Origin of the sequence: Streptomyces sp. NPDC008121, from assembly GCF_042957155.1 — a bacterium.
GTDB lineage: Bacteria > Actinomycetota > Actinomycetes > Streptomycetales > Streptomycetaceae > Streptomyces.
Window position 1 is genome coordinate 128,314 of record NZ_JBIBHT010000005.1, and the last position, 26,178, is coordinate 154,491.

A 26,178-nucleotide genomic window follows, 5' to 3' on the forward strand; every position below is an offset into this window, starting at 1 on the left:
GATCAGCCGCGTCCGCGCAGGGTGCGGTAGGTGTCGACGAGTGCGGCGGTCGAGCCGTCGAGCCGGTCGCCGCCCTCGCCCCGGGTCAGGACCGGCTCGATCTTCTTGGCGAGGACCTTGCCGAGCTCGACGCCCCACTGGTCGAAGGAGTCGATGTTCCAGACGGCGCCCTGGACGAACACCTTGTGTTCGTAGAGGGCGATGAGCTGGCCGAGGACGGAGGGAGTGAGCTCCTTGGCCAGGATGGTGGTCGTGGGGTGGTTGCCCCGGAAGGTCTTGTGCGGGACCAGCTCCTCGGCCACGCCCTCGGCCCGGACCTCCTCCGGGGTCTTGCCGAAGGCGAGCGCCTGGGTCTGGGCGAAGAAGTTGGCCATCAGCAGGTCGTGCTGCGGGACAAGACCCGGCGGCAGGTCGGCGACGGGCTCGGCGAAGCCGATGAAGTCCGCCGGGATGACCTTGGTGCCCTGGTGGATCAACTGGTAGTAGGCGTGCTGCCCGTTGGTGCCGGGGGTGCCCCAGACGACGGGGCCGGTCTGCCAGTCGACGGGGACGCCGTCACGGTCGACGGACTTGCCGTTGGACTCCATGTCGAGCTGCTGGAGGTAGGCGGTGAACTTCGAGAGGTAGTGCGAGTACGGCAGGACGGCGTGCGACTGGGCGTCGAAGAAGGCGCCGTACCAGACGCCGAGCAGCCCGAGGAGCAGCGGCGCGTTCTCCTCGGCGGGGGCCGTACGGAAGTGCTCGTCGACGAGGTGGAAGCCGTCGAGCATCTCGCGGAAGCGGTCCGGGCCGATGGCGATCATCAGCGAGAGGCCGATGGCCGAGTCGTAGGAGTAGCGGCCGCCGACCCAGTCCCAGAACTCGAACATGTTCGCCGTGTCGATGCCGAACTCCTCGACCTTCTCGGCGTTGGTCGACAGCGCCACGAAGTGGCGGGCGACGGCCTCCTGGCCGGCCCCGAGTCCGGTGAGGAGCCAGGTCCGGGCGGAGGTGGCGTTGGTGATCGTCTCGATGGTGGTGAAGGTCTTCGAGGCGACGATGAAGAGCGTCTCGGCCGGGTCGAGGTCGCGGACGGCCTCGTGGAGGTCGGCGCCGTCGACGTTGGAGACGAAACGGACCGTCAGGTCCCGCCGGGTGTAGGCGCGCAGGACCTCGTAGGCCATGGCGGGGCCGAGGTCGGAGCCGCCGATGCCGATGTTCACGATGTTCTTGATCGGCTTGCTGGTGTGGCCGGTCCACTCCCCCGCGCGGACCTTGTCGGCGAAGGCGCCCATCCTGTCCAGGACGGCGTGCACCGCGGGGACGACGTTCTCTCCGTCGACCTCGACGACCGCGTCGCGCGGGGCGCGCAGCGCGGTGTGCAGCACCGCCCGGTCCTCGGTGGTGTTGATCTTCTCGCCGCGGAACATGGCGTCGCGCAGCTCGGCGACGCCGGTCGCGGCGGCCAGCTCGCGCAGCAGCGCCAGCGTCTCGTCGGTCACCAGGTGCTTGGAGTAGTCCAGGTACAGGTCGCCGACCCGCAGGGTGTAGCCGGTGCCCCGGTCGGGGTGGTCCGCGAACAGGTCGCGCAGATGGGTCTCGCCCCACTGCTCACGGTGCTTGCCGAGGGCGGCCCACTCCGGCGTCTGGTTGAGCCGCACGCGGCCTTCGGTCTTCATCTCGGACATCGCCCACTTCTTCTCTCACTGCCTGTTGCCCCGCTGCCTTCCCAACCTAATTGATCGCCGGTGCCGACGACGCGACGGCGCCGTGAACGGGCGGTGGCGTCGGGTGCCGGGGCGTCAGCGGCCGCCGGAGTGCGGGGAGCTGGGGGGCAACGGCGCGTCAGTGGCCGCCGCGATGGAGGCGGCCCGCGTAGTGGGCCTCCAGGGCCGCGTTGCGCTCGTGGCCGCCCGGCAGGTTGGCCGAGACGTAGACCGGCGGCCGGTGGCCCTCGGCGAGCAGCAGGGCGACCGCCTCGGCGACCACCATCTGCACGAGGAGGGAGGAGGTGAGGGTGGAGATGCCGCAGAGCCCGCCGCCGTCGGGCAGCGGCAGCACGGCGTCGCCGGTGGGGGCGCGATTGTCGAGGACGACGTCGGCGAGGTCGGCGAGCCGGTGGCCGCCGGCGTGCAGGGCGGGAACGGCGTGGGTGTGTTCCAGGGAGGTGAGGGCGACCAGCCGGTGACCGGCCGCGGTGACCTTCAGCGCCAGGTCGACGATCGCGTTGTTCACACCGGAGTTCGAGATGATGACGAAGAGGTCCTGGGGGCGGGGCGTGGCCAGGGCGTAGAGGCGTTCGGCGAGGCCCGGGGAGCGTTCCAGGAGCGGGTCGGCGAGCACCGCCGGGTCCTCTCCGCCGCGCAGGACGAGGTCGGCGAGGGAGAGACGGCTGGTGGGGACGAGGCCCCCGGCGCGGCCGGCGATCTCCAGGGCGGCCGCCTGGGAGTGCCCGGTGCCGAAGGCGTGGACCACTCCGTCGGCGGCGACGCAGTCGGCGAGGAGCCGGGCGGCGGCGGGGACGGTCTTCTCGTTGGCGGTGACGGCACGCTCGACGGCGTCCCGGGCGTACTCGGCGAAGAGGGCGGCACCGAGGGGCGGTTGTGGCATGAGCGGACCTCCGCTGGTTCGTTGAACCTATTTCTGGAGAGCGATCCGAATCAATGAACCAGCGACGGCCGAGCCCGTCAAGAGCGCCCGCCCGACGGGCGCCCCGACGGCCGCGGGCGGGGCGCGGGGTTCAGGCCCGACCCGGCGGCCGGGGCCGTGACGGCCGCTACCGGTACGGAAGCCGGGCCAGGGACACCGCGCCCGTGAGGCCGTCCGGAGCAGGGCGGGGGGCCAGGCCCGACCGGGCCACATGGGCGGTGAGCCGGGGCAGCAGCGGGCCGCCGGGGCCGAGCAGACCACCCGTCACCACCAGCGGCTCGCCCGGGCGGGGCGCCAACGCGCAGACGGTGGCCGCCAGTTCCTCCGCCGCCCGGTCGAGCAGCTCCCCGGCCACCGCGTCCCCGGCCCGCTCGGCATCGGCCACCAGGGGGCTCGGCGCGGCGAGGCGGACCGGGTGCCCTGCGTACCCGTACCCGACGATGTCCTCCTTGCTCAGCCCGCCGCACAGCTCCCCCACCGGCCCGGCGAGGGCGGTGGCAGGGCCGCGGCCGTCGAGGGAGCGCAGCACGGCCCGCAGCGCCTCGCGCCCCAGCCAGAAGCCGCTGCCCCCGTCACCGAGCAGCCAGCCGTCGCCGTCCACGGTCAGCACCGCCCGGCGGCGCTCCACCCGCGCGGCGGCGGCGCCCGTCCCGGCGATCAGGACGAGTCCGTCCGCCGGCGTGCCGGGCCCCGAGGCGAAGGCGATGTCCGCGTCCCCGAAGACCTCGACGCGTCCCGGGACGATCCCGGTCGCGGCCAGCGCCTCGGCCAGCGCCGAGCGGGCGTTGTCGTGGCCGCCGCCCGGTCCGCCGCCCGCGAAGCCGGCCACGACGGCGAGGACCGCGCCGCGCCGCCCCTCCGGCACGGCGGTGCCCAGGGCCGCCGCCAGGTTTCCGACCAGGGCCGCGCGCGGAACGCTCAGCGCGTTGCCCGGGCCGCCCGCCCCCTCCCCGAGGCTCTCCCCGGTCGCCGCGTCGGCGAGCCGCGCCCGCGTCCGCGTACCGCCGGCGTCGACGCCGACGACCACCGGCCGGCCCGGCCCGTCGGCCGCAGGGCCGCCGGCCCCCGTCTGAATCCCGGATTCGTTCATCAGCCCGCATGGTGGTTGATAGATTCACGCCTCGACAAGACCCCCGACCCGCCCGGGCAGGAGTGAGGCCCCCGTGATCACCGCGCTGATCCGTTCCGAACTTCCCCGGATGTCCGGTTCCCTGCGCAAGGTCGGCGCCTGGGTGCTCGACGATCCGGCGCGGGTCGCGGGCGTCTCCGCCGCCGAGCTGGGCCGCCGCACCGGTACGTCCCAGGCCACGGTGACCCGGTTCTGCCGGGCCCTCGGCCTCGACTCGTACCAGCGGCTGCTGCTGGCCCTCGCCCAGGAGCAGGGCGAGGAGGACCGCGGCGGGCAGACGCGCCCGCTCGGCCCCGACATCGGCCCCGACGACCCGCTCGACCAGGTCGTCGCGGCCGTCGCCCGGGCCGATCAGCAGGCGCTGCGCCGGACCGCCGAGCGGCTGGACCTCGACACCCTCGACCGCGCGGCCCGGGCCCTGGCGACGGCACGCCGTATCGACGTGTACGGCGTCGGTGCCTCCGGGGTCGTGGCCCAGGAGACCCAGGCGCGGCTCTTCGGCATCGGCTGCGACGCCCGGGGCTGGACCGAGGTGCACGCGGCGGAGACCTCGGCCGCCCTGCTGACGCCCGCCGACGCGGTCGTGGCGCTCTCGCACTCCGGCGCCACCCGCGAGGTGCTCGCCCCGCTGCGGCTGGCGGCGGAGCGCGGCGCCACCACCCTGGCGGTGACCGGCGATCCGCGCTCCCCCGTCGCCCGGGCCGCCGGAATCCATCTGACCTCGACCTCGGCGGAGACCGGCTTCCGGCGCGGCGGTTTCGGGACGCGGCATTCGGTGCTGCTGATCCTGGACTGCCTCTACGCGCGCGTGGCGCAGCTGACCTACCAGCGGTCGACGGCGTCGATGGCGCTCACCGCGCACATCGCGGACAAGCACCGTTGACGGCGGCCCGCGCGCGGGCGTGCGGACATGCGAAACGGGCCCTGCCCGCGAACTCGGTTCGCGGGCAGGGCCCGTTCGTCACACCTTCACGCCGGGATCAGATCTCGCCGCGCAGTTTGGCGAGCGCCTCGGCGAGGATCGCCTCGCCGTCGGCGTCGCTGCGCCGCTCGCGCACGTACGCGAGATGCGTCTTGTACGGCTCGGTGCGCGGCGGGTCCGGCGGGTTGTCCCGGTCCTGACCGGCCGGGAAACCGCAGCGCGGGCAGTCCCACGTCTCCGGAACCTGCGCGTCACTGGCGAAGCTCGGCTGCGTCTCGTGCCCGTTCGAGCACCAGAAGGAGATGCGGAGGCGCGGCGCCGACTCGCCGCGCTCGGCCTCCCCCATCGGCCCCGCTCCGACCCGGCTTCCCCGGATCGCGTTGCCACTTGCCACGGTCGTAACTCCCTGCGTGATGGTGCTCGAAGATGCCCCAGTCTACGTAAGGCCCAACGCGCGTCCAGTGATTGGAGTTACACAGAACTCCGCCACGCCGGAACGGACGCTCAGCCGTTCACCTTCATCAGAAGTGCAAGTACGATAATGCACGCGAACCAGAGCAGACCGACCACCACGGTGATCCGGTCCAGGTTGCGCTCGGCGACGGAGGATCCGCCGACGGAGGACTGCATACCTCCACCGAACATGTCGGAGAGGCCGCCGCCCTTTCCCTTGTGCATCAGCACGAGCAGCATCAGCAGCCCGCTGAAGACGATCAGGGCGATCGAGAACCCCATAACCACGGCTGGACCCTACTTCCTGGCAATTCGGGAAAAGTACGAACGACGGGGGCCGACAGGCTCACACAGCCTGGTCGGCCCCCGCAAGGGTACGACGGATCGCCGCTACCGCATACTCACTGGTCGCGGAAGCGGACGATCCTCACGAACTCCTCGGCGTCCAGTGCGGCGCCGCCCACGAGGGCGCCGTCCACGTCCGGCTGCGCCATGATCGCGGCGACGTTCCCGGCCTTGACCGAGCCGCCGTACTGGATGCGGACCTTGTCGGCCAGCTCCTGCGAGTACAGCTCCGCGAGACGGCCGCGGATCGCGCCGCAGACCTCCTGGGCGTCCTCCGGGGTGGCCACCTCGCCGGTGCCGATGGCCCACACCGGCTCGTAGGCGATCACGATGGACTCGGCCTGCTCGGCCGAGACGTCCTGCAGACCGCCGTCGAGCTGCTTCAGGGTGTACGGGACCTGCTCGCCGGCCTTGCGGACGTCCAGGCCCTCGCCGACGCAGAGGATCGGGGTCAGGCCGTGCTGGTAGGCGGCCTTCACCTTGGCGTTGCAGACCTCGTCCGACTCGGCGTGGTACTGGCGGCGCTCGGAGTGGCCCACGGCGACGTAGGCGCACTTCAGCTTGGACAGCATCGCGCCGGAGATCTCGCCGGTGTAGGCACCGGACTCGTGCGCCGACAGGTCCTGGGCGCCGTACTTGATCTTGAGCTTGTCGCCGTCGATCAGGGTCTGCACGGACCGCAGGTCGGTGAAGGGCACCAGCACCGCGACCTCGACGGCGTCGTAGTCCTTGTCGGTGAGGGCGAAGGCGAGCTTCTGGACGTGCGCGATGGCCTCGAGGTGGTTGAGGTTCATCTTCCAGTTGCCCGCCATCAGCGGGGTACGCGAACTCACTTTTTCTCAGTCCTCCAGAGCGGCGAGGCCGGGGAGCGTCTTGCCCTCGAGGTATTCGAGGCTGGCGCCACCACCGGTGGAAATGTGGCCGAAGGCGTTCTCGTCGAAGCCCAGGGTCCGGACGGCGGCGGCGCTGTCGCCACCGCCCACGACGGTGTACGCGCTGCTGTCGACCAGGGCCTTCGCGACGGCGGCGGTACCGCCGGCGTAGTCCGGGTGCTCGAAGACGCCCACCGGGCCGTTCCAGAAGACGGTCTCGGCGTCGGCGATCTTCGACGCGTACAGTTCGCGCGTCTTCGGGCCGATGTCGAGGCCCTCCTTGTCGGCCGGGATCTTGTCCGCGTCGACGGTGACGAAGTCCGCCGGGGCCTTCGTCTTCAGGTCCGGGAACTCGCCGGCGGCCAGGATGTCGACGGGGAGGACCAGCTCGACGCCGTTCGCCTCGGCGCGCTTCATGTACTCCTTGACGACGTCCACCTGGTCCTTCTGGAGCAGGGAGATGCCGACCTCGTAGCCCTTGGCGTAGAGGAAGGTGTACGCCATGCCGCCGCCGATCAGCAGGCGGTCGGCCTTGCCGAGCAGCTCGTCGATGACGGCCAGCTTGTCGGAGACCTTGGCGCCGCCCAGGACGACGACGTACGGGCGCTTGACGTCGGAGGTCAGCTTCTTCAGGACGCCGACCTCGGTGGCGATGAGGTAGCCGGCGGCGTGCGGCAGGCGGGCCGGGAGGTCGAAGACCGAGGCGTGCTTGCGGTGCACGGCGCCGAAGCCGTCGCCGACGTACAGGTCGGCGAGCGTGGCCAGCCGGTCCGCGAACGCGCCGCGCTCGGCGTCGTCCTTGGAGGTCTCGCCGGCGTTGAAGCGGAGGTTCTCCAGCACGGCGACCCGGCCGTCGGCGAGGCCCGCGACGGTGGCGGTGGCGGAGTCGCCGACCGTGTCCGTCGCGAAGGCCACGTCGGCGCCGAGCAGTTCGCCCAGCCGCGCGGCGGCGGGGGCGAGGGAGAACGCCGGGTCCGGGGCGCCCTTCGGGCGGCCCAGGTGCGAGGCGACCACGACACGGGCACCTGCGTCGGCGAGCGCCTTGACCGTGGGGAGGACGGCGCGGATCCGGCCGTCGTCGGTGATGGTGGTGCCGTCCAGGGGCACGTTGAGGTCGGCGCGGACGAATACCCGCTTGCCGGCGACGCCTTCGGCGAGAAGCTCGTCGATCGTCTTCATCTTGTCCTGACTCCTTGGAACGCGGTGGAGCACACGAGACAGGGCTCGTACAGCGCGACGTTACGCTGTCCGAGCCCTGCGCTCACATCAAGGGGTGCCTGCCCTGAGGCTTAGAGCTGACCGCCGACGAAGACGGTGAGGTCGACGAGACGGTTGGAGTAGCCCCACTCGTTGTCGTACCAGCCGAGGATCTTCACCGAGGTCCCCTCCTGGACCATGGTCAGGGAGGAGTCGAAGGTGCAGGAGGCCGGGTCGCTGACGATGTCCGACGACACGATCGGGTCCTCGGTGTAGTAGAGGATGCCCTTGAGGTCGCCGTCCTCGGACGCCTTCTTGAAGGCGGCGTTGACCTCGTCCTTGGTGACCTCGCGCTGCAGGGTCACGACGAGGTCGGTGGCCGAGCCGGTCGGGACCGGGACGCGCATGGCGATGCCGTCCAGCTTGCCCTTGAGCTGCGGGAGGACCAGGGCGGTGGCCTTGGCGGCACCGGTCGTGGTGGGGATGATGTTCTCCGCGGCGGCGCGGGCGCGACGCAGGTCGGAGTGCGGGAAGTCCAGGATGCGCTGGTCGTTGGTGTACGCGTGGACCGTCGTCATCAGGCCCTTGACGATGCCGAAGTTCTCGTCGAGGACCTTGGCCATCGGCGCCACGCAGTTGGTGGTGCAGGAGGCGTTGGAGATGACGTGGTGGTTGGCCGCGTCGTACTTGTCCTGGTTGACGCCCATCACGATGGTGATGTCCTCGTCCTTGGCCGGAGCCGAGATGAGGACCTTCTTGGCGCCACCGGCGATGTGCTTCTCGGCGTCGGCCTTCTTGGTGAAGATGCCGGTCGACTCGATGACGATGTCGACGCCCAGGTCGCCCCAGGGGATGTCGGCCGGGTTGCGCTCGGAGAGCACCTTGATGGTGTGGCCGTCGACGGTGATGGTGTCGGCGGTGTGGGTGACCTCGGCCTTGAGGCGTCCCAGGATCGTGTCGTACTTCAGCAGGTGAGCAGTGGTCGCGGTGTCACCCAGGTCGTTGACAGCCACGATCTCGATGTCGGCACCCTGCTCAAGGAGCGCGCGGAAGTAGTTGCGACCGATGCGGCCAAAGCCGTTGATGCCTACGCGGATCGTCACGAACCGATCTCCTCGTTAGGTACGCCGGTTTCGACGCCGGCGAGATTCTTTTAGGGATGTCCCCGACCGCTTACGACCCTACCTCTCCCATCGGCTGAGAGTGACATCGTGTGCGGCTGGAAACCCCTGGGAAAGCACCGTGGCCCGTAACTACCGGCGGGTTCGAGCCACGGTGCGGCTTTCATCCCGATCACTGACTGTGATCAAAAGGGCGGGTGGTCGCTCAGCCGTGCACCGCGCGGAGCGCCTTCCGGATCAGTGCGCTGCGCTGGTCCGCGCGCGTGACGTGCTCCAGGCCGAAACCGAGGAGGACGGTGTCACGCGTGGTGACGGCGGCCTGGGAGTGGAACATCCCGGTGGAGCGGGTCCAGTCGCTGCCGTTCCCGGGGCTGCCGGCCGGCGGTCCCGGTACGGACCAGTCGCCGAGCGCGGTCTCGAAGCCCTCGGCGTCGGTCGCCGTGGAGCCGACGACGAGCTTGGTGTCGTCGACGAAGGCGCCCATCTCTCCGGTGCCGGGGTCCGAGATGTACGAGATCGACAGCTCGACCGTCCGGCCCGCGTAGGCGCTGAGGTCGATCGAGGCCTGCCGCCAGCCGTGGGAGGGGCCGGTGAAGGCGTTCCAGGAGCCGGTGGTGCCGGTGGTGGCGCAGCCGTCCTCGCCGACCGTCAGGTAGCGGGCGAGGAAGGGGTGGCCCTGGACGTAGTAGCCCTCGCCGCAGTCGGCGGGGGCGGCGGTGGAGGTGCCGCCGTTGGCGTCGGGGAGCGTGGTCCAGTCGTCCTGGCCGGCGGTGTGCGCCTCGACGACGAGGTTGTCGTAGCCGGGCTCGGTGTCGTAGCTGACCTGGAAGGAGAGGCTCGGCTTCGCCGCGGCGGGCACCGCGGTGAGGTCGACGGTGCGGGTGAGGCGGCTCCAGGTGTCGTCGGCGTGGCGTACGGCGGCGAAGTACGCGCCCTCGTACGGCTCGAATGGGGTGCGGACGCCCGGGTAGTCACCGGCGGAGGCGCTGCTGCCGAAGTCGGGGAACTGCCGCGGGGGCAGGGTGTCCGAGGTGACGGTGTACGCGCCGGCGTTGTCCAGCGGGTTGCCGGCGGCGGCGCCGAGGGTCGCCGAGGCGCCCGCGAAGCCGCCGGCTCCGGCGAAGCCGGGCGGGTTCTTCAGGCCGGCCCGGTGGTAGGCGCCGAGGTAGTACTGGGCGAAGTCGTTGGAGTCGGCGCGGCCGATGTCGACGAGGCCGCCGGACTTCTCGCCGGCGTTGAGCAGCTTGCCGCCCTCGTTGAGGTAGTCGCGGACGGCCAGCATGACCGGCCCGGAGGGCTGCTCGGCGCCGGTGTACCAGACGACGGTCCGGAAGTGGCTCAGGACGCCGAGCGGGTCCGGGACGCCCTGGGTGGCGACGTCCCAGACGGCGGCCTTGCGGCCGCTGTCGGCGAGCGCCTTCACGTAGGCGGCGGTGTGCCGTGCGGCGGTCGTGCCGCCCTCCTCGGCGAGGACGAGGACGTCGCCGCGCGGCCGCTCGGCGACGGTGTACGTGAACGGGGTGGAGGAGGCCGCTCTGCCCTCGCGGGTACGGGCGGTGAACCAGACCTCGACCGTGTCGCCCGGCTCGGCGTCCTCCACCTCGGCCCGGTACCGGTCGAAGTAGAGGTTGTCCTCGCCGCCGTAGGTCTCGCCGCCCTTCCACGCCTCCAGCCGCTCGCTGTGGACGCGGCCGCCGTTGACGCGGTACCTGAGCTCCTTGCCGCGCAGGCTCTTGCGGGCGGTGACGGACACCTCCTGGTCGCCGCCGCGGGCGTAGGAGGTGGCGAAGGGCTGCGGGGTGAAGTCGGGGGCGTCGAGACCGGTGACGGAGACGGGCCGGTCGGGCCGGGCCGCGCTCTCGGCGACGGCGACGGCGAAGGGCACGTTCTTGGCGAACTCCGCCTGGATCAGCTTCTCGTCGTCGGGGAAGGTGAAGACGGAGGCGCAGTCGGCGGGTTCCCAGGCGTCGGCGGGGTCGACGCGGGAGGCGGTGGCACAAGTCGACATCTCCGGGGTGAACATCTGCATGCCATTGACGTTGGCCGCGTGTCCGTCGGCCTCGCCGTTGGTGGTGTAGAGCTCGGAGGAGACCTGGGGGCGGTAGCCGGGCACGGCGGACTTCTCCGGGGTGCCGGCGAGCGCCTTGAGGGCCACGTCGTCCGGGGTGTCGGTGGCGACCTGCCAGCCCACGCCGTACAGCAGCAGCTGGGCGGCGGAGTGGTAGTTGATGCCGTACTGGAAGCCGATGCGCCGCTGGAAGGCGTCGAGGGCCCGGGTCTCCGGCTCGGACATGGGGCGGGGGCCGCGGAAGGTCTCGTCGGCCGGGTCGGGCGACGAGCCCTCGTTGTCGTAACCCCACTTGTAGGCGAAGTTGCGGTTGAGGTCGACGCCGTCGTCCGGGCCGATCTTCCCGTCGCCGTCGTTGTCGCGGAGGTTCTTGCGCCACTGGCGGTTCGCCGGGTCGGCGTGGGTGTGGTCGTAGCCGTCCGGGTTGGCGGAGAGGACGAACCACAGCTCGGTGGTGTCGACGACCCGGGTGAGCCGGGCGTCCTTGCCGTAGCCGTCGAGGTAGTGATGCATCAGCCGCCGGGTCATCTCGGTGGTGATCCACTCGCGAGCGTGCTGGTTGGAGGCGTAGAGGGTGGCGGGCCGGGATCCGTCCCGGATCGCGCGGGCGCCCTTGCTGATCTTGAGGGCGAGGATGTCCTGGCCCCCGACGGTCTTCCCGATGGAGACGACCTTGGTCAGGCCGGGGTGGGCCCGGGCCGTGGCGAGGATCTCCTGCTTCAGTCCGCCGGCTCCGCCGTACGGGCGGAAGACGCCGTCCCCGGCGCCGGCGACGCGCCGGGCGGCCTGGGCGGAGAGCGTGTGCTCGGCCAGCTCGACGCCCTTGCCGCGGAGCCCGGCCGCCTGCCGGTCGGTGAGGTGGAGCTCCAGGGTGGCGGAGCCCTTCTCGGGCACCTGCTCGGTGAGTTCGTGCGCGTCGGTGCCGGCTTCGAGGAGCAGCGGGACCTGTGCCCGGCTGACCTCCGCACGCCATACCGAGAGGGCGTCGCCGCCGTCGGCGTCCTGTGGTGCCGCTCCGGCGACGGGTGCCGTCGCCAGACCCGCGATCAGCAGTGAAGCCGCGGCGAGGATCGATCTCGCTCTGCGTCTCATGAGCCCCCCTTGCTGTTGTCTGCCACGAAGGTGAACAGACGACAGGCTCATGACAGTCCTTGATCATGTCAAGGACGCCTCCGGCGCGCCCACGAAAGCTGCCGGTGCCTCAGAAAGGCACCGGCAGCGGGGTGTTGGGCCGAACGGGGCTCAGCCGACGAGGCTGTCGTCCAGCTCTTCCGACAGGTTGGACTCGGTTCCCGGGATGCCCAGGTCCTGGGCCCGCTTGTCGGCCATGGCGAGCAGGCGGCGGATCCGGCCCGCGACGGCGTCCTTGGTCAGCGGCGGGTCGGCGAGGGCGCCCAGCTCCTCCAGGGAGGCCTGCTTGTGCTCCATGCGCAGCCGGCCGGCGGCGGCGAGGTGCTCGGGCACCTCCTCGCCGAGGATCTCCAGGGCCCGCTGGACGCGGGCGCCGGCGGCGACCGCCGCACGGGCCGAGCGGCGCAGGTTGGCGTCGTCGAAGTTGGCCAGTCGGTTGGCGGTGGCGCGGACCTCGCGGCGCATCCGCCGCTCCTCCCAGGCCAGCACCGACTCGTGCGCGCCGAGCCGGGTCAGCAGGGCGCCGATGGCGTCACCGTCCCGGACGACGACCCGGTCCACCCCGCGCACCTCACGCGCCTTCGCGGCGATCGAGAGCCTGCGGGCGGCACCCACCAGGGCCAGGGCGGCCTCCGGGCCCGGGCAGGTGACCTCCAGGGAGGAGGACCTGCCCGGCTCCGTGAGGGAGCCGTGGGCGAGGAAGGCGCCGCGCCAGGCGGCCTCGGCGTCGCAGGTGGCGCCGGAGACGACCTGCGGGGGCAGCCCGCGGATCGGCCGGCCGCGGCCGTCGACCAGACCGGTCTGCCGGGCCAGCTGGTCGCCGCCCGCCACCACCCGGACGACGTACCGGGAGCCGCGCCGCAGCCCGCCGGGAGCCATCACGATCAGCTCGGAGCTGTGGCCGAAGATCTCCAGGATGTCCCGCTTGAGGCGCCGCGCGGCCATGGCCGTGTCCAGCTCCGCCTCGATCACGATCCGCCCGCTCACCAGGTGCAGACCGCCGGCGAACCGCAGGATCGACGAGACCTCTGCCTTCCTGCAGCAGGTCCGGGTGACGGGAAGCCGGGAGATCTCGTCCTTCACCGCTGCCGTCATCGCCATGGGCCGATCCTTCCATGCATCCGAAAAATACGGTCGTACGCGGCGGCCAACAGCTCCGGGTCGTGCTTCGGGAGACCGTCGGCCCGGGCGACCGGCGCCAGCTCGACCGCGGCGCCGAGCCGCTTGGCGGCGTCGGACAGGGACTCGCGGTCGGGCACGGCGGCCTCGTCGGCCAGCACCACGTCCAGGGCGAGTTTAGGGGCGTGTCGTCCCAAAACCTCCAAATGACGCTGCGGAGAGAACCCCTCGGTTTCTCCGGGCTGCGGTGCGAGGTTGAGCGAGAGGACACGCCGGGCCTTGGTCACGACCAGGGCGTCGAGCAGCTCGGGCACGAGCAGGTGCGGGATCACCGAGGAGAACCAGGAGCCGGGGCCCAGGACCACCCAGTCCGCGTCGAGGACCGCGGCGACGGCCTCGGGCACGGCCGGCGGGTCGTGCGGGAGGAGGTGCACGGACTGCACCTCGCCGGGGGTGAGCGCCACCGTCGCCTGGCCGCGGACGGTGTCCACGTCGTCCGGGCGCGCCGGGTCGTGCCCCTTGACCAGCGCCTGGAGCTCCAGCGGCACGGCGGACATGGGCAGCACCCGGCCGTGCGCGCCGAGCAGCCTGCCCACCAGGTCCAGGGCCTGCACGTGGTCGCCGAGCTGCTCCCAGAGGGCCACGATCAGCAGGTTGCCGACCGCGTGCTCGTGCAGGTCGCCCTTGGACTCGAAGCGGTGCTGGATGACCCGGGCCCAGGTCTGGCCCCAGTCGTCGTCGCCGCACAGCGCGGCGAGCGCCTTGCGCAGGTCCCCGGGCGGGAGCACGCCCAGCTCCTCCCGGAGCCGGCCGCTGGAACCGCCGTCGTCGGCGACGGTGACCACGGCGGTGAGGTCACCGGTGATCCGGCGCAGGGCGGCGAGGGAGGCCGACAGGCCCATGCCGCCGCCCAGCGCGACGACCTTGGGCTGGGCGCCGCGCCTGCGGAGCGTACGCACCGAAAGGGTGGACGTACGCCGGCGGTACGGCTTCACTCGCGCCCCATGTCCCGGTGGACGACGACGGTCTCGACCCCTTCCGCGGCGAGACGGGCGGCGAGCTTCTCGGACGTGGCGACGGAGCGGTGCTTGCCCCCGGTGCAGCCGACGGCGATGGTCACGTACCGCTTGCCCTCGCGGCGGTAGCCCGCGGCGATCAGCTGGAGCAGCTCGGTGTAGCGGTCGAGGAACTCCTTGGCGCCGGGCTGGTTGAAGACGTACGCCGACACCTCCTCGTTGAGGCCGGTGAAGGGCCGCAGCTCGGGGACCCAGTGCGGGTTGGGCAGGAACCGCATGTCGACGACGAGGTCGGCGTCGACGGGCAGCCCGTACTTGAACCCGAAGGACATGACCGTGGCCCGCAGCTCCGGCTCCTCGTCGCCGGCGAACTGGGCGTCCATCTTGGCGCGCAGCTCGTGGACGTTGAGGCTGGAGGTGTCGATCACCAGGTCGGCGTCGCCGCGCAGCTCGCGCAGCAGGTCCCGCTCGGCGGCGATGCCGTCCGTGATCCGGCCGTCGCCCTGCAGCGGGTGCGGCCTGCGGACCGACTCGAAACGCCTGACCAGGGCCTCGTCGGAGGACTCCAGGAAGACGATCCGGCGGGTGACCTGCTGGGCGTCGAGGGCGGCCAGGGACTCCCGCAGGGCGTCGAAGAACTGCCGGCCGCGGACGTCGACGACGACGGCGATCCGGGCGACGTTGCCCTGGGAGCGGGCGCCGAGCTCCACCATGGTGGGGATCAGCGCGGGCGGCAGGTTGTCCACGACGAACCAGCCGAGGTCCTCGAGGCACTTCGCCGCGGTGGACCGGCCGGCGCCGGACATGCCGGAGATGATCACCAGCTCGGGGATGGCCGCGTCGGCGGCGGTGTCGCCGTTGGCCTCCGTGCCCGTACTCATGTGTCCTGCTCCGTCTTCTCGCTGATGCCGTTCGTGCTCTTCACGCTCGGCGCGCTCTGCGTGCCGGTGCTGCTCGTGCTGGTCCTGCGGGTCGTGCGCGGTCATGCGGTGCTGCCCCCGTCGTCTTCCATGATCTCTCCTGTTGCCGTGTTCACGGCCGGTGCGGCCGGAGCCGCCTGGGCGAGGGCCACGGCGACGGCCTCGGCGGTCTTGCGGCCCATGCCGGGGACCTCGCAGATCTGCTCGATTGTCGCCTGCCGGAGCCGCTTCACCGAGCCGAAATGCTTGATCAGCGCCTGTTTGCGCGTGTCGCCGAGGCCGGGCACGGCGTCCAGGGGCCCCGTCCTGATGCGCTTGTTCCGCTTGGAGCGCTGATAGCGGATGGCGAAGTCGTGAGCCGTGTCACGTACCCGCTGAAGGAGGTACAGACCCTCGCTGGAGCGGGGCAGCACGACCGGGTCGTCGTCGCCGGGCAGCCAGACCTCCTCCAGGCGCTTGGCGAGGCCGCAGACGGCGATGTCGTCGATGCCCAGCTCGTCGAGGGCGCGCCGGGCGGCCGCCACCTGCGGCTGCCCGCCGTCGACCACGACGAGCTGCGGCGGGTACGCGAAGCGCTTGGGCCGCCCGTCGTCGGCGGGGACCTCGCCGGAACGGGCGAAGCCGCCGCCGGGGGGCGTGCCGCCGTCCGTGACGGCGTACGGGACCGAGCCGGCCGGCGCGGACCCGCCCGGGGCCGTCCCGTCGACGAAGCCGTTCACCGAGCCGTTCGCCGCGCCGTCGACCCCCGCGGCCGCGGCCTCCGCCGCCTCGGTGTCGTCGACGCCCTCCGGGCCCCACTCCCCCGTCCGCTCCTTCTCGGCGAGGTAGCGCTTGAAGCGGCGGCTGATCACCTCGTGCATCGAGCGGACGTCGTCCTGGCCCTCGAAGCCCTTGATCTGGAAGCGGCGGTACTCGCTCTTGCGCGGCAGGCCGTCCTCGAAGACGACCATGGACGCCACGACGTCGTCGCCCTGGAGGTGCGAGATGTCGAAGCACTCGATCCGCAGCGGCGCCGAGTCCAGCTCCAGGGCCTCGGCGATCTCCTCCAGGGCCCGGGAGCGCGTGGTCAGGTCGCTGGCGCGCTTGGTCTTGTGCAGCACGAGGGCGTGCTGGGCGTTGCGCGCGACCGTCTCCATCAGGTCCTTCTTGTCGCCGCGCTGCGGGATCCGCAGCGAGACCGCCGAGCCCCGGCGTCCGGAGAGCCACTGCCCGACCGCCTCCAGGTCCTCGGGGAGGGCCGGGACGAGCACCTCCTTGGGGACCGCGTCGCCACTCTCCTCGCCGTACAGCTGCTGGATGGCGTGCTCGACGAGCCCGGCCGTCGACACGGCCTCGACCTTGTCCGTGACCCAGCCGCGCTGGCCGCGCACGCGTCCGCCGCGGACGTGGAAGATCTGGACGGCGGCCTCCAGCTCGTCCTCCGCGAGCGCGATCAGGTCGGCGTCGGTGGCGTCGGCGAGGACGACGGCGTTCTTCTCCATGGCCCGCCGCAGGGCCTCTATGTCGTCGCGGAGCCGGGCCGCCCGCTCGTACTCCATCTCCTCGGCCGCCGCCGTCATCTGCTTCTCCAGGCGGCGGATGTACGTGCCGGTGCGGCCGGCCATGAAGTCGCTGAACTCCTCCGCCAGTTCCCGGTGCTCGTCCGGGGCGATCCGGCCCACGCAGGGGGCGGAGCACTTGCCGATGTAGCCCAGGAGGCAGGGGCGTCCGGCGGAGGCGGCGTTCCGGAAGACGCCGGCGGAGCACGTGCGGACGGGGAAGACGCGGAGCATCAGGTCGACGGTCTCGCGGATGGCCCACGCGTGCGCGTACGGCCCGAAATAGCGCACGCCCTTCTTCTTGTGGCCGCGCATGACCTGGACCCGCGGGAACTCCTCGTTGAGGGTCACCGCGAGATACGGATAGCTCTTGTCGTCCCGGTACTTGACGTTGAACCGGGGGTCGAACTCCTTGATCCAGGAGTACTCCAGCTGCAGCGCCTCGACCTCGGTGGAGACGACGGTCCACTCCACGGAGGCGGCCGTGGTGACCATCGTGGCCGTGCGCGGGTGCAGGCTCGCCAGCGGCTGGAAGTAGTTGGCCAGCCGCTGGCGCAGGGACTTCGCCTTGCCGACGTAGATCACCCGGCGGTGCTCGTCGCGGAATTTGTAGACCCCGGGCGAGTCGGGGATCTGTCCCGGCTTGGGGCGGTAGCTGGAGGGGTCGGCCATGTTCCCCACCCTACTGGCGGGAACTGACACTCCGGGTGTCCGTCCCGGTCCTCCGACCGCCCCGACGCGCCCCCGCGGGGGGACCCGGGCAACCGGCGCCGACGAGGAGCGTCGAGCGTGATCGGGAGCGGGCCGGGCCAGTCATGCCGCGCCCCCGGGTGCTACGCCTCCGGGCCCGCCACCAGCTTGCCGCCGACGACCCGGACGGGGACCTCGGGGAGCGGGACGGTCGCCGGACCCCGGAGGGCCTTGCCGGTGGTGACGTCGAAGCGGCTGCCGTGGCAGGGGCAGTTGCCCTCGTTGTCCTCGATCTTGTCCAGGACGCAGCCGGCGTGGGTGCACTGGGCGCTGAACGCCTTGTACTGCCCCTGGGCCGGGCAGCTCACCAGGACCCGCTGCTCGCGGTAGAGCTTGGCGCCGCCGACGGGCACCTCGTCCGGGGCACCGAGGTCGACCGGGGCGGTCGGGGTCGGGACCTGGGCGTGGCCGAGCTTGGACTCGGTGGAGCAGGCGGCGACACCCAGCCCGGCGGCACCGGCGAGGGCGGCGCCTTTCAGTACGGTGCGGCGGGTGGACTGGCCGGACATGAGCGCTCCACGGTCGGATCGGGGCATGACGTGACCGACCCGACGATACCGGCGCGCTCCGAGCGTCCCCCGCCCGGGCCGGGCGTCCGCCGGGAGCGCCCGGCCCGGGCGTCCGCCGGGAGCGGCCGGGCCGGCGGGGCTGTGCCCGCCCCGGGCATGGGTTACGTTCACGGCGTGATCGTCGTCGCCGGTGAGTCCCTGATCGACCTGGTCCCGGACGGGGCCGCCGCCCCGCCCTCTCCGCTGGACCCGCTGGTGCCCAGACCCGGCGGCGGCCCGTACAACACGGCCGTGGCGCTGGGGCGGCTCGGCGCGGAGGTGGCGTTCTGCTCGCGGGTCTCCACGGACGCCTTCGGCGAGGCCCTGGTGGCGGGGCTGCGGGCGGCGGGGGTCTCCGACGTCCTCGTCCAGCGCGGGCCCGAACCGACGACCCTGGCGGTCGCGACCCTGGGTGCGGACGGTTCGGCCCGGTACGGCTTCTACGTCGAGGGCACGGCGGACCGCCTCTTCGCCCTTCCCCCGTCCCTGCCGGCGGGGGTGCGGGCGCTCGCCTTCGGCACCTGTTCGCTGGCTCTGGAACCGGGGGCGAGCGCCTACGAGGCGCTGCTGCGGCGCGAGTCGCGCCGGGGCGCCTTCACGCTCCTCGACCCGAACGTCCGGGCCGGGCTGATCCCGGACGCGGCGGCCTACCGGGAGCGCTTCGCGGGCTGGCTGCCGTACGTCTCCCTGCTGAAGCTCTCGGAGGAGGACGCGTCCTGGCTGGGCGGCACTCCGGCGGAGTGGCTGGCCCGGGGCCCGTCGGCGGTGGTCCTGACCCGGGGCGCGGAGGGTCTGACGGTCTTCACGCCGTCGTACGAGGTGTCGGTGCCGTCGGTCCGGATGCCGGTCGTGGACACGATCGGCGCGGGCGACACGGTGAACGCGGCGCTGCTGCACGGCCTGGCGGACCGTCCTGTCGGGACGCTGGACGCCGGGGCCTGGAGCGACCTTCTGGCGTACGCGGCGCGGGCGGCGGCGCTGACCTGCACGCGCGCGGGGGCGGAGCCTCCGTACGCGCGCGAACTCGGCTGAGGCCGTGGCGCGGCTGTCCCCCGCGCCACGGCCCCGGGCTCACGCCTTGCGGGCGCGGGTCACCGTCTTCTTCGCGGCGGTCTTCTTCGCCGCCGGTGCGGCCGTCTTCTTGGCGGGCGCCTTGGCCGTCGTCTTCTTGGCGGCCGTCTTCTTCACCGTCCCGGAGCCGCGGCGGGCGGCCGGGATGGCCGCGTCGCTGATCCGGTCCGCGCCGAGGATCTCGCGGAGGAACTTGCCCGTGTGGCTCGCGGGGACCGACGCGACCTCCTCCGGGGTGCCCTCGGCGACCACGAGTCCGCCGCCGCTGCCGCCTTCGGGGCCCATGTCGACGACCCAGTCCGCGGTCTTGATGACATCGAGGTTGTGCTCGATGACGATCACGGAGTTGCCCTTGTCGACCAGGCCGGACAGGACCTTGATCAGCTTCGAGATGTCCTCGAAGTGCAGACCCGTCGTCGGCTCGTCCAGGACGTAGACCGTGCGGCCCGTCGAGCGCTTCTGGAGTTCGGAGGCGAGCTTGACGCGCTGCGCCTCGCCGCCGGAGAGGGTCGGCGCGGACTGTCCGAGGCGGACGTATCCGAGCCCCACCTCGTGGAGCGTGCGCAGGTGGCGGGCGATCGTCGGGACGGCCTCGAAGAAGTCCAGCGCCTCCTCGATCGGCATGTCCAGGACCTCGGCGATGGACTTGCCCTTGTAGTGGACCTCCAGGGTCTCCCGGTTGTACCGGGCGCCGTGGCAGACCTCGCACGGGACGTAGACGTCCGGGAGGAAGTTCATCTCGATCTTGATGGTGCCGTCGCCGGAGCAGTTCTCGCAGCGGCCGCCCTTGACGTTGAAGGAGAACCGGCCGGGCAGATAGCCGCGGACCTTCGCCTCCATCGTCTCGGCGAAGAGCCGCCGGACGTGGTCGAAGACGCCGGTGTAGGTCGCCGGGTTCGACCGCGGGGTGCGGCCGATCGGCGACTGGTCGACGTGGACGACCTTGTCGACGAGGTCGTCGCCCTCCACGCGCGTGTGGCGCCCGGGGACCGACTTGGCGCCGTTCAGCTCGCGCGCCAGGTGGGTGTAGAGGATGTCGTTGACCAGGGTTGACTTGCCGGAGCCGGAGACGCCGGTGACGGCCGTGAGGACGCCCAGGGGGAAGGAGACGTCGATGTCCTGGAGGTTGTTCTCCCGGGCGCCGTGCACGGTGAGCCGGCGCGAGGGGTCGACGGGGCGGCGGATGTCCGGCGTCCCGATGGCCCGGCGGCCGGAGAGGTACTGCCCGGTCATCGACTCCTCGTTGGCGAGCAGCTCGGCGAGGGGCCCGGAGTGGACGACCTTGCCGCCGTGCTCGCCGGCACCGGGACCGATGTCGACGACCCAGTCGGCGACCTTGATCGTGTCCTCGTCGTGCTCCACGACGATGAGGGTGTTGCCCATGTCCCGCAGGCGGACCAGGGTCTCGATGAGCCGGTGGTTGTCCCGCTGGTGCAGGCCGATGGACGGCTCGTCGAGGACGTAGAGCACGCCGACGAGGCCGGAGCCGATCTGGGTGGCGAGCCGGATGCGCTGGGCCTCGCCGCCGGAGAGCGTGCCGGCCGCGCGGTTGAGGGAGAGATAGTCCAGGCCGACGTCGACGAGGAAGCGCAGTCGTTCGTTGACCTCCTTCAGGACCCGCTCGGCGATCTTCTTGTCGCGGGCGTTGAGCTTCAGGCGGCCGAGGAAGTCGGCGCAGTCGCTGATCGACATCGCCGAGACCTCGGCGATGGAGCGCTCCATGACCGTGACGGCGAGGACGATCGGCTTGAGGCGGGTGCCCTCGCAGGTGGGGCACGGCACCTCGCGCATGTAGCCCTCGAAGCGCTCGCGGCTGGAGTCGCTCTCGGCCTCGCTGTGGCGCCGCTTGACGAAGGAGACGGCGCCTTCGAAGGCGGGGGTGGTGTACGCCCGCTCCCGTCCGTAGCGGTTGCGGTAGCGGACCTCGACCTGGGTCTTGTGGCCGTGCATCAGGGCCTTCTTGGCCCGCTGCGGGAGTCCGGCGTACGCGATGTCCGTACGGAAGCCGAGCGCCTGGGAGAGTCCGCCGATGAGCCGGCCGAAGTACTCCCTGGTGTGGCCGTGGGACCAGGGGTGGATGGCGCCCTCGTCGAGGGACTTGTCCGGGTCCGGGACGATCAGCTCGGGGTCGACCTCCATGCGGGTGCCGATGCCCGTGCAGTCGGGGCAGGCACCGAAGGGCGAGTTGAAGGAGAAGGAGCGCGGCTCCAGCTCCTCGAAGGAGAGGTCGTCGTACGGGCAGTAGAGGTGCTCCGAGTACATCCGCTCGCGCTCGGGGTCGTCCTCGGCGAGGTCGACGAAGTCGAGCACGACCATGCCGCCGGAGAGACCGAGCGCGGTCTCGACGGAGTCGGTGAGCCGACGCTTGGCGCCTTCCTTGACGGTGAGGCGGTCGACGACTACCTCGATCGTGTGCTTTTCCTGCTTCTTCAGCGTCGGCGGTTCGCTCAGCTGTACGGTCACGCCGTCGACGCGGGCCCGGCTGTAGCCCTTGGTCTGGAGGTCGGCGAAGAGGTCGACGAACTCGCCCTTGCGCTCGCGCACGAGGGGCGAGAGGACCTGGAAGCGGCTGCCCTCGGGCAGCTCCAGGACCCTGTCGACGATGGCCTGCGGCGACTGCCGCGAGATCGGCCGGCGGCACTCGGGACAGTGCGGCTTGCCGATGCGCGCGAAGAGCAGCCGGAGGTAGTCGTAGACCTCCGTGATGGTGCCGACCGTCGAGCGCGGGTTGCGCGAGGTCGACTTCTGGTCGATGGAGACGGCGGGCGAGAGACCCTCGATGAAGTCGACGTCCGGCTTGTCCATCTGGCCGAGGAACTGCCGGGCGTACGACGAGAGCGACTCGACGTACCGGCGCTGTCCCTCGGCGAAGATCGTGTCGAACGCGAGGGAGGACTTGCCCGACCCGGAGAGCCCGGTGAAGACGATGAGGGAGTCACGCGGGAGGTCGAGCGAGACGTTTTTCAGATTGTGCTCGCGAGCGCCACGAACGATGAGACGGTCGGCCACGCCGGTCCGCACCTTTCTTGAGAGAGCGGAGGCACAGGGAGGGGGGTCACAGGATGTCCGATGTGCCTGAATGTGTGCCTGCATACCCAACAACCAAGGATGCCGGATGCTTCCTGCGAGCCTATAGCACGCACATTCGATTTCCGGCCGTGCACCGACCGCTTCACCCGAACGAGTGGCGGCGCTAGGGTCGGCGCCATGATCGACCACGTACGTGACCTGGACTCTGTACGCCAGGCGACCGACCGACTCCTCACCGCGGCCGCCGCATGGGACAACGCGGCGGTGGCCCTGCCGTCACGGCTTCCCGGCTGGAGCCGCGGCCATGTCCTCGCCCACCTCGCCCGCAACGCCGACGCTCTGGTGAACGTCCTCCAGGGCCGGCCCATGTACGTCTCCGCCGAGGCACGCGACGCCGACATCGAGCGGGACGCCGCCCGCCCCCTCGACGCGCAGCTCGCCGACATCCGCGCGACCGCCGCGCGGTTCGACGCCCTGGGCGCCGAGCCCGCCGACTGGGAGCGGACCGTGGAGCTCCGCAACGGCGTCACCGACCGCGCCGCGCGGATCCCCTTCCGCCGCTGGGTGGAGGTCGCCCTGCACCACGTCGACCTCGGGACCGGCTACGAGCTGGAGGACCTGCCGGAGGAGTTCGTCCAGCGGGAGATCGACTTCCTGACGGAGCGGTTCCGCGGGCACCGGGACGTGCCGCCGACCGGCGTCCGGGCCGAGAGCGGCCGGGAGTGGACGACCGGCGGCGGGGCGTCCGGCGGCCCGGTGACCGTGTCCGGGCCCGCGCCGGAGCTGCTCGGCTGGCTCGCCGGACGCCGCGACGGCTCGGCCCTCAAGGTGGAGGGCGGTCCGCTCCCGCAGCTGCCGGCGTTGTGACCCTCAGCGTCGGCGCCCGGCGCCCGGGGGGTGTCTTGTCACGACCCCGGCAGGAGCGGCCCGAAAGGCCCTAGGCTGGCACCCATGACGTACAGCGGAGCGGTGAAGGTCGGCGGACCTGCGGACGTGCACGAGCTGTCGGACCTGATGATCTCCAAGGTCGCGGTGGGCCCGATGGACAACAACGCCTATCTGCTGCGCTGCCGGGCGACCGGCGAGCAGCTGCTGATCGACGCGGCCAACGACGCCGAGACGCTGCTGACGCTGATCGGTGACGACGGCATCGCCTCCGTCGTCACCACCCACCAGCACGGCGACCACTGGCAGGCCCTCGCCGCGGTGGTCGCCGCAACCGGCGCGCGGACGTACGCCGGCGCGTACGACGCCGACGGGATCCCGGTCCCGACCGAGGTGCGCGTCGAGGACGGCGACACGATCCGGGTGGGCCGGGTCGAGCTGACCGCACGGCACCTGGTCGGTCACACCCCCGGCTCGATCGCCCTGGTCTACGACGACCCGCACGGCCACCCGCACGTCTTCACCGGCGACTGCCTCTTCCCCGGCGGCGTGGGGAACACCTGGAAGGACCCGGAGGCCTTCGCCAGCCTCCTCCACGACGTCCGGACCAAGCTCTTCGACGCCCTGCCCGACGAGACCTGGGTCTACCCCGGGCACGGCAAGGACACCACCCTCGGCGACGAGCGGCCGCATCTCGACACGTGGCACGAGCGCGGCTGGTAGCGGCCGCTCCCGGCCCGGGCGCACGGCCTCGGGTCGTGCGCTCCCACGCGCCCCCGTAACCCTCCCCGTCGACGGGTAGTTGGCGCGGCATGCACGACAGTCACTCTCCGCGTCCGCCGTCCGCTCCCTCCATGGCGCGGCTCGCCGCCGCCTCCCTCGTCGGCACGGCCATCGAGTTCTTCGACTTCTTCGTCTACGGAACGGCCGCCGCGCTCGTCCTCGGCCCGCTGTTCTTCCCGACCTTCTCCCCGCTCGCCGGGACCCTGGCCGCCTTCGGCACCTTCGCCGTGGGCTTCGTCGCCCGCCCGCTCGGCTCCGCCCTCTTCGGCCACATCGGCGACCGCTACGGACGGCGACCGGTCATGTTCGCCTCCCTGGTGCTGACCGGCTGCGCCACGGTCGCCGTCGGCTGTGTCCCCACGTACGCGACCCTCGGCATCACCGCCCCCGTCCTCCTCCTCGCCCTGCGGTTCCTGCAGGGGCTCGGGCTCGGCGGCGAGTGGGGCGGGGCGGTGCTGCTGACGGCCGAGCACGCGCCCGCCGGGCGGCGCGCCCTGTGGTCGAGCTTTCCGCAGATCGGCCCCCCGGTGGGGTTCCTGCTGGCCAACGGCGTGATGCTGGCGCTCTCCGCCGGGCTGACCGACGCGCAGTTCCGCGAGTGGGGGTGGCGGGTGCCGTTCTGGGCGGCCGGGCTGCTCGCGGCGGGCGGTCTGCTGCTGCGCTCCTCGCTGGCGGAGACACCGCAGTTCGAGGCGCTGAGCGCGGCCGGAAAGCGGGCGAACGCGCCTCTGGCGGAGGTGGCGCGCGATCACTGGCGTCTGGTGCTGCTGACCGCCGGCGCGCTCGCCGTGGGGTACGCGGTCTTCTACACGGTGTCGACCTGGGCCCTGGCGTACGGCACCGAGCGGCTGGGGATCGACCGCACGGTGATGCTGGTCTGCGTCATGGGGGCGGTGGCGATCAGCGGCGTGGTGACGCCGTTCGTGGCGATCCTCGGTGACCGGCACGGCCGTCGGCCGCTCTGCCTGGTGGGCTGCGCCGCCTCGGCGCTCTGGATGTTCCCGATGGTGGCCCTGCTGCACACCGGCCGACCGGTACTGATGTTCCTCGGCTTCACGGGCGCGCTGCTGGCGTTCATCACGATGTTCGCGGTGGTCGCCGCGTACCTCCCGGAGCTGTACGAGCCGCGGGTGCGGTGCACGGGCGCGGCGGTCGGCTACAACCTCGCCGGGGTCCTCGGCGGGGCGCTGACGCCCATCGTGGCGACGGCCGTCTCGACCGGCGCGGGCACGCCGTGGGGCGTGGCGGTCTATCTGACGGTGGTGGCGCTGGTGAGTCTGGGCTGCTTTGCGCTGCTGCCGGAGACACTGCCGGCCCGCGAGGAGGCCCCAGAGCTGGCGCGGGTCTAGGGCCTTTCGTCTGGATCAGGCCGGATGAGGGAGCGGGCCCTGAGGGGCCTCCCCCGGCGCCGGGGCTCCCCGGGGGCGGAGACGCGCCGCGGCCGGCGCGGGCGGTGGTGTACCGCCCGCGCCGGCCGCGGTGTTGTTCGATACCGGCGCGTGTCGCGCCGTCGGGACGGTCAGGCCTCGACGCTGTCCTTCTCGGCCTCGCCGGCCTCGGCCGCCTCGCGCTGCGCCTGCTTCTTGGAGGCGATCAGGCTGGTGATCGTGGTGATGACCAGGACGCCGCAGATGACGGCGAGCGAGAACGGGATGGAGATCTCGGGGACGTGCACCCCGGATTCGTGCAGTGCGTGCAGCACCAGCTTCACGCCGATGAAGCCGAGGATCACCGACAGGCCGTAGCTGAGGTGGACCAGCTTCTTCAGCAGGCCGCCGATCAGGAAGTACAGCTGTCGCAGACCCATCAGGGCGAAGGCGTTGGCGGTGAAGACGATGTACGGGTCCTGGGTCAGGCCGAAGATCGCGGGGATCGAGTCGAGGGCGAAGAGGATGTCGGTGGTGCCGATGGCCAGCATGACGACCATCAGCGGCGTCAGCACCCGCTTGCCGTTGACCTGGATGAAGAGCTTGGTGCCGTGGTACTTGTCCGCGACGCCGAACCGCTTCTCGACGGACTTGAGGAGGCGGTTCTCCTCCCACTCGTCCTCGTCCTCGTCGGCGCGGGCCTCCTGGATGAGCTTCCAGGCGGTGTAGATCAGGAACGCGCCGAAGATGTAGAAGACCCAGGAGAAGCTGGCGATGATCGTGGCGCCGGCGGCAATGAAGATCGCGCGGAGCACCAGGGCGATCAGCACACCCACGAGCAGCACGCGCTGCTGGAGGTGGGAGGGCACCGAGAACTTCGCCATGATCAGGACGAAGACGAAGAGGTTGTCGACACTGAGCGACTTCTCGGTGATGAAGCCGGCGAAGAACTCGCCCGACGCCTGGCTGTTGCCGAAGAACAACAGGCCGAGGCCGAAGAGCGCGGCCAGGACGATCCAGACGATCGTCCAGATTCCGGCTTCCTTGATCGACACGTCATGGGGCTTGCGCCCGATGAGGAAGTCGATACCGATCAGGGCGGTGAGACCGAGAATGGTCAGCACCCAGAGAGTCATTGAAACGTCCACTGCGCCTCCGGCGTCGTACGGCTACTGATCAGCGTCGTCGCTGCCGGAGGTCTCTTCCACCCGGGACCGTCCGTGACGGGCCGGGCCGACGCCCCGGGATCAGACCGCTCACGATCTGTCCGTATTGACGGGAACGC

At 71.7% G+C, this 26,178-nt stretch carries 21 protein-coding genes; 5 read left to right on the plus strand and 16 right to left on the minus strand.

Annotated features, from left to right (window positions below):
* Positions 1-2 precede the first annotated feature (2 nt).
* From pgi to ACFZBD_RS18205, 3 genes are all read right to left on the minus strand, one after another.
* Positions 3-1,667 (minus strand): glucose-6-phosphate isomerase, encoded by a 1,665-nt coding sequence (pgi, locus tag ACFZBD_RS18195; RefSeq protein WP_391140589.1) that lies wholly within the window; start codon positions 1,665-1,667, stop codon positions 3-5.
* A 157-nt stretch (positions 1,668-1,824) separates the two neighbouring features.
* Positions 1,825-2,589 carry a sugar isomerase domain-containing protein gene (locus tag ACFZBD_RS18200; protein WP_391140590.1) on the minus strand — a complete coding sequence of 255 codons (765 nt, stop codon included), beginning with the start codon at positions 2,587-2,589 and terminating at the stop codon, positions 1,825-1,827.
* A gap of 166 nt (positions 2,590-2,755) precedes the next feature.
* Positions 2,756-3,718, minus strand: coding sequence for a BadF/BadG/BcrA/BcrD ATPase family protein (locus tag ACFZBD_RS18205; protein ID WP_391140591.1), 963 nt, complete (start codon positions 3,716-3,718; stop codon positions 2,756-2,758).
* 73 nt (positions 3,719-3,791) lie between these two features.
* On the opposite strand from ACFZBD_RS18205, the gene ACFZBD_RS18210 reads away from it, so the two are divergent.
* Positions 3,792-4,640 carry an SIS domain-containing protein gene (locus ACFZBD_RS18210; protein WP_391140592.1) on the plus strand — a complete coding sequence of 283 codons (849 nt, stop codon included), beginning with the start codon at positions 3,792-3,794 and terminating at the stop codon, positions 4,638-4,640.
* A gap of 97 nt (positions 4,641-4,737) precedes the next feature.
* On the opposite strand, the gene ACFZBD_RS18215 is transcribed toward ACFZBD_RS18210, so the two are convergent.
* The 11 genes from ACFZBD_RS18215 to ACFZBD_RS18265 all read right to left on the minus strand — a co-directional run bounded on the left by ACFZBD_RS18215 (position 4,738) and on the right by ACFZBD_RS18265 (position 17,718).
* Positions 4,738-5,073 (minus strand): RNA polymerase-binding protein RbpA, encoded by a 336-nt coding sequence (locus ACFZBD_RS18215; protein ID WP_003976875.1) that lies wholly within the window; start codon positions 5,071-5,073, stop codon positions 4,738-4,740.
* Positions 5,074-5,183: 110 nt separating this feature from the next.
* On the minus strand, positions 5,184-5,414 hold the full coding sequence (secG, locus tag ACFZBD_RS18220) for a preprotein translocase subunit SecG (protein ID WP_391140593.1): 231 nt from the start codon (positions 5,412-5,414) through the stop codon (positions 5,184-5,186).
* A gap of 119 nt (positions 5,415-5,533) precedes the next feature.
* The gene (tpiA, locus tag ACFZBD_RS18225; protein ID WP_391140594.1) at positions 5,534-6,310 is read right to left on the minus strand and encodes a triose-phosphate isomerase; all 777 of its coding nucleotides are present in this window, start codon (positions 6,308-6,310) and stop codon (positions 5,534-5,536) included.
* Positions 6,311-6,316: 6 nt separating this feature from the next.
* Complete coding sequence (locus tag ACFZBD_RS18230) at positions 6,317-7,528, minus strand: phosphoglycerate kinase (RefSeq protein ID WP_391140595.1); 1,212 nt, start codon at positions 7,526-7,528, stop codon at positions 6,317-6,319.
* A 110-nt stretch (positions 7,529-7,638) separates the two neighbouring features.
* Complete coding sequence (gap, locus tag ACFZBD_RS18235) at positions 7,639-8,649, minus strand: type I glyceraldehyde-3-phosphate dehydrogenase (RefSeq protein WP_391140596.1); 1,011 nt, start codon at positions 8,647-8,649, stop codon at positions 7,639-7,641.
* Between the two features lie 223 nt (positions 8,650-8,872).
* Complete coding sequence (locus ACFZBD_RS18240; RefSeq protein WP_391140597.1) at positions 8,873-11,827, minus strand: M14 family zinc carboxypeptidase; 2,955 nt, start codon at positions 11,825-11,827, stop codon at positions 8,873-8,875.
* Between the two features lie 150 nt (positions 11,828-11,977).
* Positions 11,978-12,967: a DNA-binding protein WhiA gene (gene whiA, locus ACFZBD_RS18245; protein ID WP_365715207.1), complete on the minus strand. Its 990-nt coding sequence runs from the start codon at positions 12,965-12,967 to the stop codon at positions 11,978-11,980.
* Positions 12,958-13,980, minus strand: coding sequence for a uridine diphosphate-N-acetylglucosamine-binding protein YvcK (yvcK, locus tag ACFZBD_RS18250; RefSeq protein ID WP_391140598.1), 1,023 nt, complete (start codon positions 13,978-13,980; stop codon positions 12,958-12,960). The genes whiA and yvcK overlap by 10 nt, the downstream gene beginning before the upstream one ends.
* Positions 13,977-14,987, minus strand: a complete 1,011-nt coding sequence (gene rapZ / locus ACFZBD_RS18255; protein WP_391140599.1) for an RNase adapter RapZ — start codon at positions 14,985-14,987, stop codon at positions 13,977-13,979. Before rapZ ends, yvcK begins: the two co-directional genes overlap by 4 nt.
* A complete protein-coding gene (gene uvrC / locus ACFZBD_RS18260) occupies positions 14,984-17,131 on the minus strand; it encodes an excinuclease ABC subunit UvrC (RefSeq protein WP_391140600.1) in 2,148 nt (715 codons plus the stop codon). The genes rapZ and uvrC overlap by 4 nt, the downstream gene beginning before the upstream one ends.
* Before the next feature lie 161 nt (positions 17,132-17,292).
* Positions 17,293-17,718: a Rieske 2Fe-2S domain-containing protein gene (locus tag ACFZBD_RS18265; protein WP_391140601.1), complete on the minus strand. Its 426-nt coding sequence runs from the start codon at positions 17,716-17,718 to the stop codon at positions 17,293-17,295.
* A 174-nt stretch (positions 17,719-17,892) separates the two neighbouring features.
* Here ACFZBD_RS18265 and ACFZBD_RS18270 point away from each other — a divergent pair, with 174 nt between their 5' ends.
* Positions 17,893-18,789, plus strand: a complete 897-nt coding sequence (locus ACFZBD_RS18270; protein ID WP_391140602.1) for a PfkB family carbohydrate kinase — start codon at positions 17,893-17,895, stop codon at positions 18,787-18,789.
* A 39-nt stretch (positions 18,790-18,828) separates the two neighbouring features.
* On the opposite strand, the gene uvrA is transcribed toward ACFZBD_RS18270, so the two are convergent.
* Positions 18,829-21,837, minus strand: a complete 3,009-nt coding sequence (gene uvrA / locus ACFZBD_RS18275; RefSeq protein ID WP_391140603.1) for an excinuclease ABC subunit UvrA — start codon at positions 21,835-21,837, stop codon at positions 18,829-18,831.
* Between the two features lie 198 nt (positions 21,838-22,035).
* On the opposite strand from uvrA, the gene ACFZBD_RS18280 reads away from it, so the two are divergent.
* The 3 genes from ACFZBD_RS18280 to ACFZBD_RS18290 all read left to right on the plus strand — a co-directional run bounded on the left by ACFZBD_RS18280 (position 22,036) and on the right by ACFZBD_RS18290 (position 24,875).
* Positions 22,036-22,725, plus strand: coding sequence for a maleylpyruvate isomerase family mycothiol-dependent enzyme (locus ACFZBD_RS18280; protein ID WP_391140604.1), 690 nt, complete (start codon positions 22,036-22,038; stop codon positions 22,723-22,725).
* 84 nt (positions 22,726-22,809) lie between these two features.
* Complete coding sequence (locus tag ACFZBD_RS18285; protein WP_391140605.1) at positions 22,810-23,466, plus strand: MBL fold metallo-hydrolase; 657 nt, start codon at positions 22,810-22,812, stop codon at positions 23,464-23,466.
* A gap of 131 nt (positions 23,467-23,597) precedes the next feature.
* Positions 23,598-24,875, plus strand: coding sequence for an MFS transporter (locus ACFZBD_RS18290; protein ID WP_391140606.1), 1,278 nt, complete (start codon positions 23,598-23,600; stop codon positions 24,873-24,875).
* 170 nt (positions 24,876-25,045) lie between these two features.
* Here the strand turns inward: ACFZBD_RS18290 and ACFZBD_RS18295 are convergent, their stop codons facing one another.
* Positions 25,046-26,029, minus strand: a complete 984-nt coding sequence (locus ACFZBD_RS18295; protein ID WP_391140607.1) for a TerC/Alx family metal homeostasis membrane protein — start codon at positions 26,027-26,029, stop codon at positions 25,046-25,048.
* Between the last annotated feature and the right edge of the window lie 149 nt (positions 26,030-26,178).

Coding starts and splice junctions, on each gene's coding strand:
- ACFZBD_RS18200 (WP_391140590.1), bottom strand. CDS start 2,589: ATGCCACAACCGCCCCTCGGTGCCGCCCTCTTCGCCGAGTACGCCCGG.
- secG (WP_391140593.1), bottom strand. CDS start 5,414: ATGGGGTTCTCGATCGCCCTGATCGTCTTCAGCGGGCTGCTGATGCTG.
- ACFZBD_RS18205 (WP_391140591.1), bottom strand. CDS start 3,718: ATGAACGAATCCGGGATTCAGACGGGGGCCGGCGGCCCTGCGGCCGAC.
- ACFZBD_RS18290 (WP_391140606.1), top strand. CDS start 23,598: ATGGCGCGGCTCGCCGCCGCCTCCCTCGTCGGCACGGCCATCGAGTTC.
- rapZ (WP_391140599.1), bottom strand. CDS start 14,987: ATGACCGCGCACGACCCGCAGGACCAGCACGAGCAGCACCGGCACGCA.
- ACFZBD_RS18265 (WP_391140601.1), bottom strand. CDS start 17,718: ATGTCCGGCCAGTCCACCCGCCGCACCGTACTGAAAGGCGCCGCCCTC.
- ACFZBD_RS18285 (WP_391140605.1), top strand. CDS start 22,810: ATGACGTACAGCGGAGCGGTGAAGGTCGGCGGACCTGCGGACGTGCAC.
- ACFZBD_RS18295 (WP_391140607.1), bottom strand. CDS start 26,029: ATGACTCTCTGGGTGCTGACCATTCTCGGTCTCACCGCCCTGATCGGT.
- ACFZBD_RS18240 (WP_391140597.1), bottom strand. CDS start 11,827: ATGAGACGCAGAGCGAGATCGATCCTCGCCGCGGCTTCACTGCTGATC.
- ACFZBD_RS18230 (WP_391140595.1), bottom strand. CDS start 7,528: ATGAAGACGATCGACGAGCTTCTCGCCGAAGGCGTCGCCGGCAAGCGG.
- whiA (WP_365715207.1), bottom strand. CDS start 12,967: ATGGCGATGACGGCAGCGGTGAAGGACGAGATCTCCCGGCTTCCCGTC.
- uvrC (WP_391140600.1), bottom strand. CDS start 17,131: ATGGCCGACCCCTCCAGCTACCGCCCCAAGCCGGGACAGATCCCCGAC.
- pgi (WP_391140589.1), bottom strand. CDS start 1,667: ATGTCCGAGATGAAGACCGAAGGCCGCGTGCGGCTCAACCAGACGCCG.
- ACFZBD_RS18280 (WP_391140604.1), top strand. CDS start 22,036: ATGATCGACCACGTACGTGACCTGGACTCTGTACGCCAGGCGACCGAC.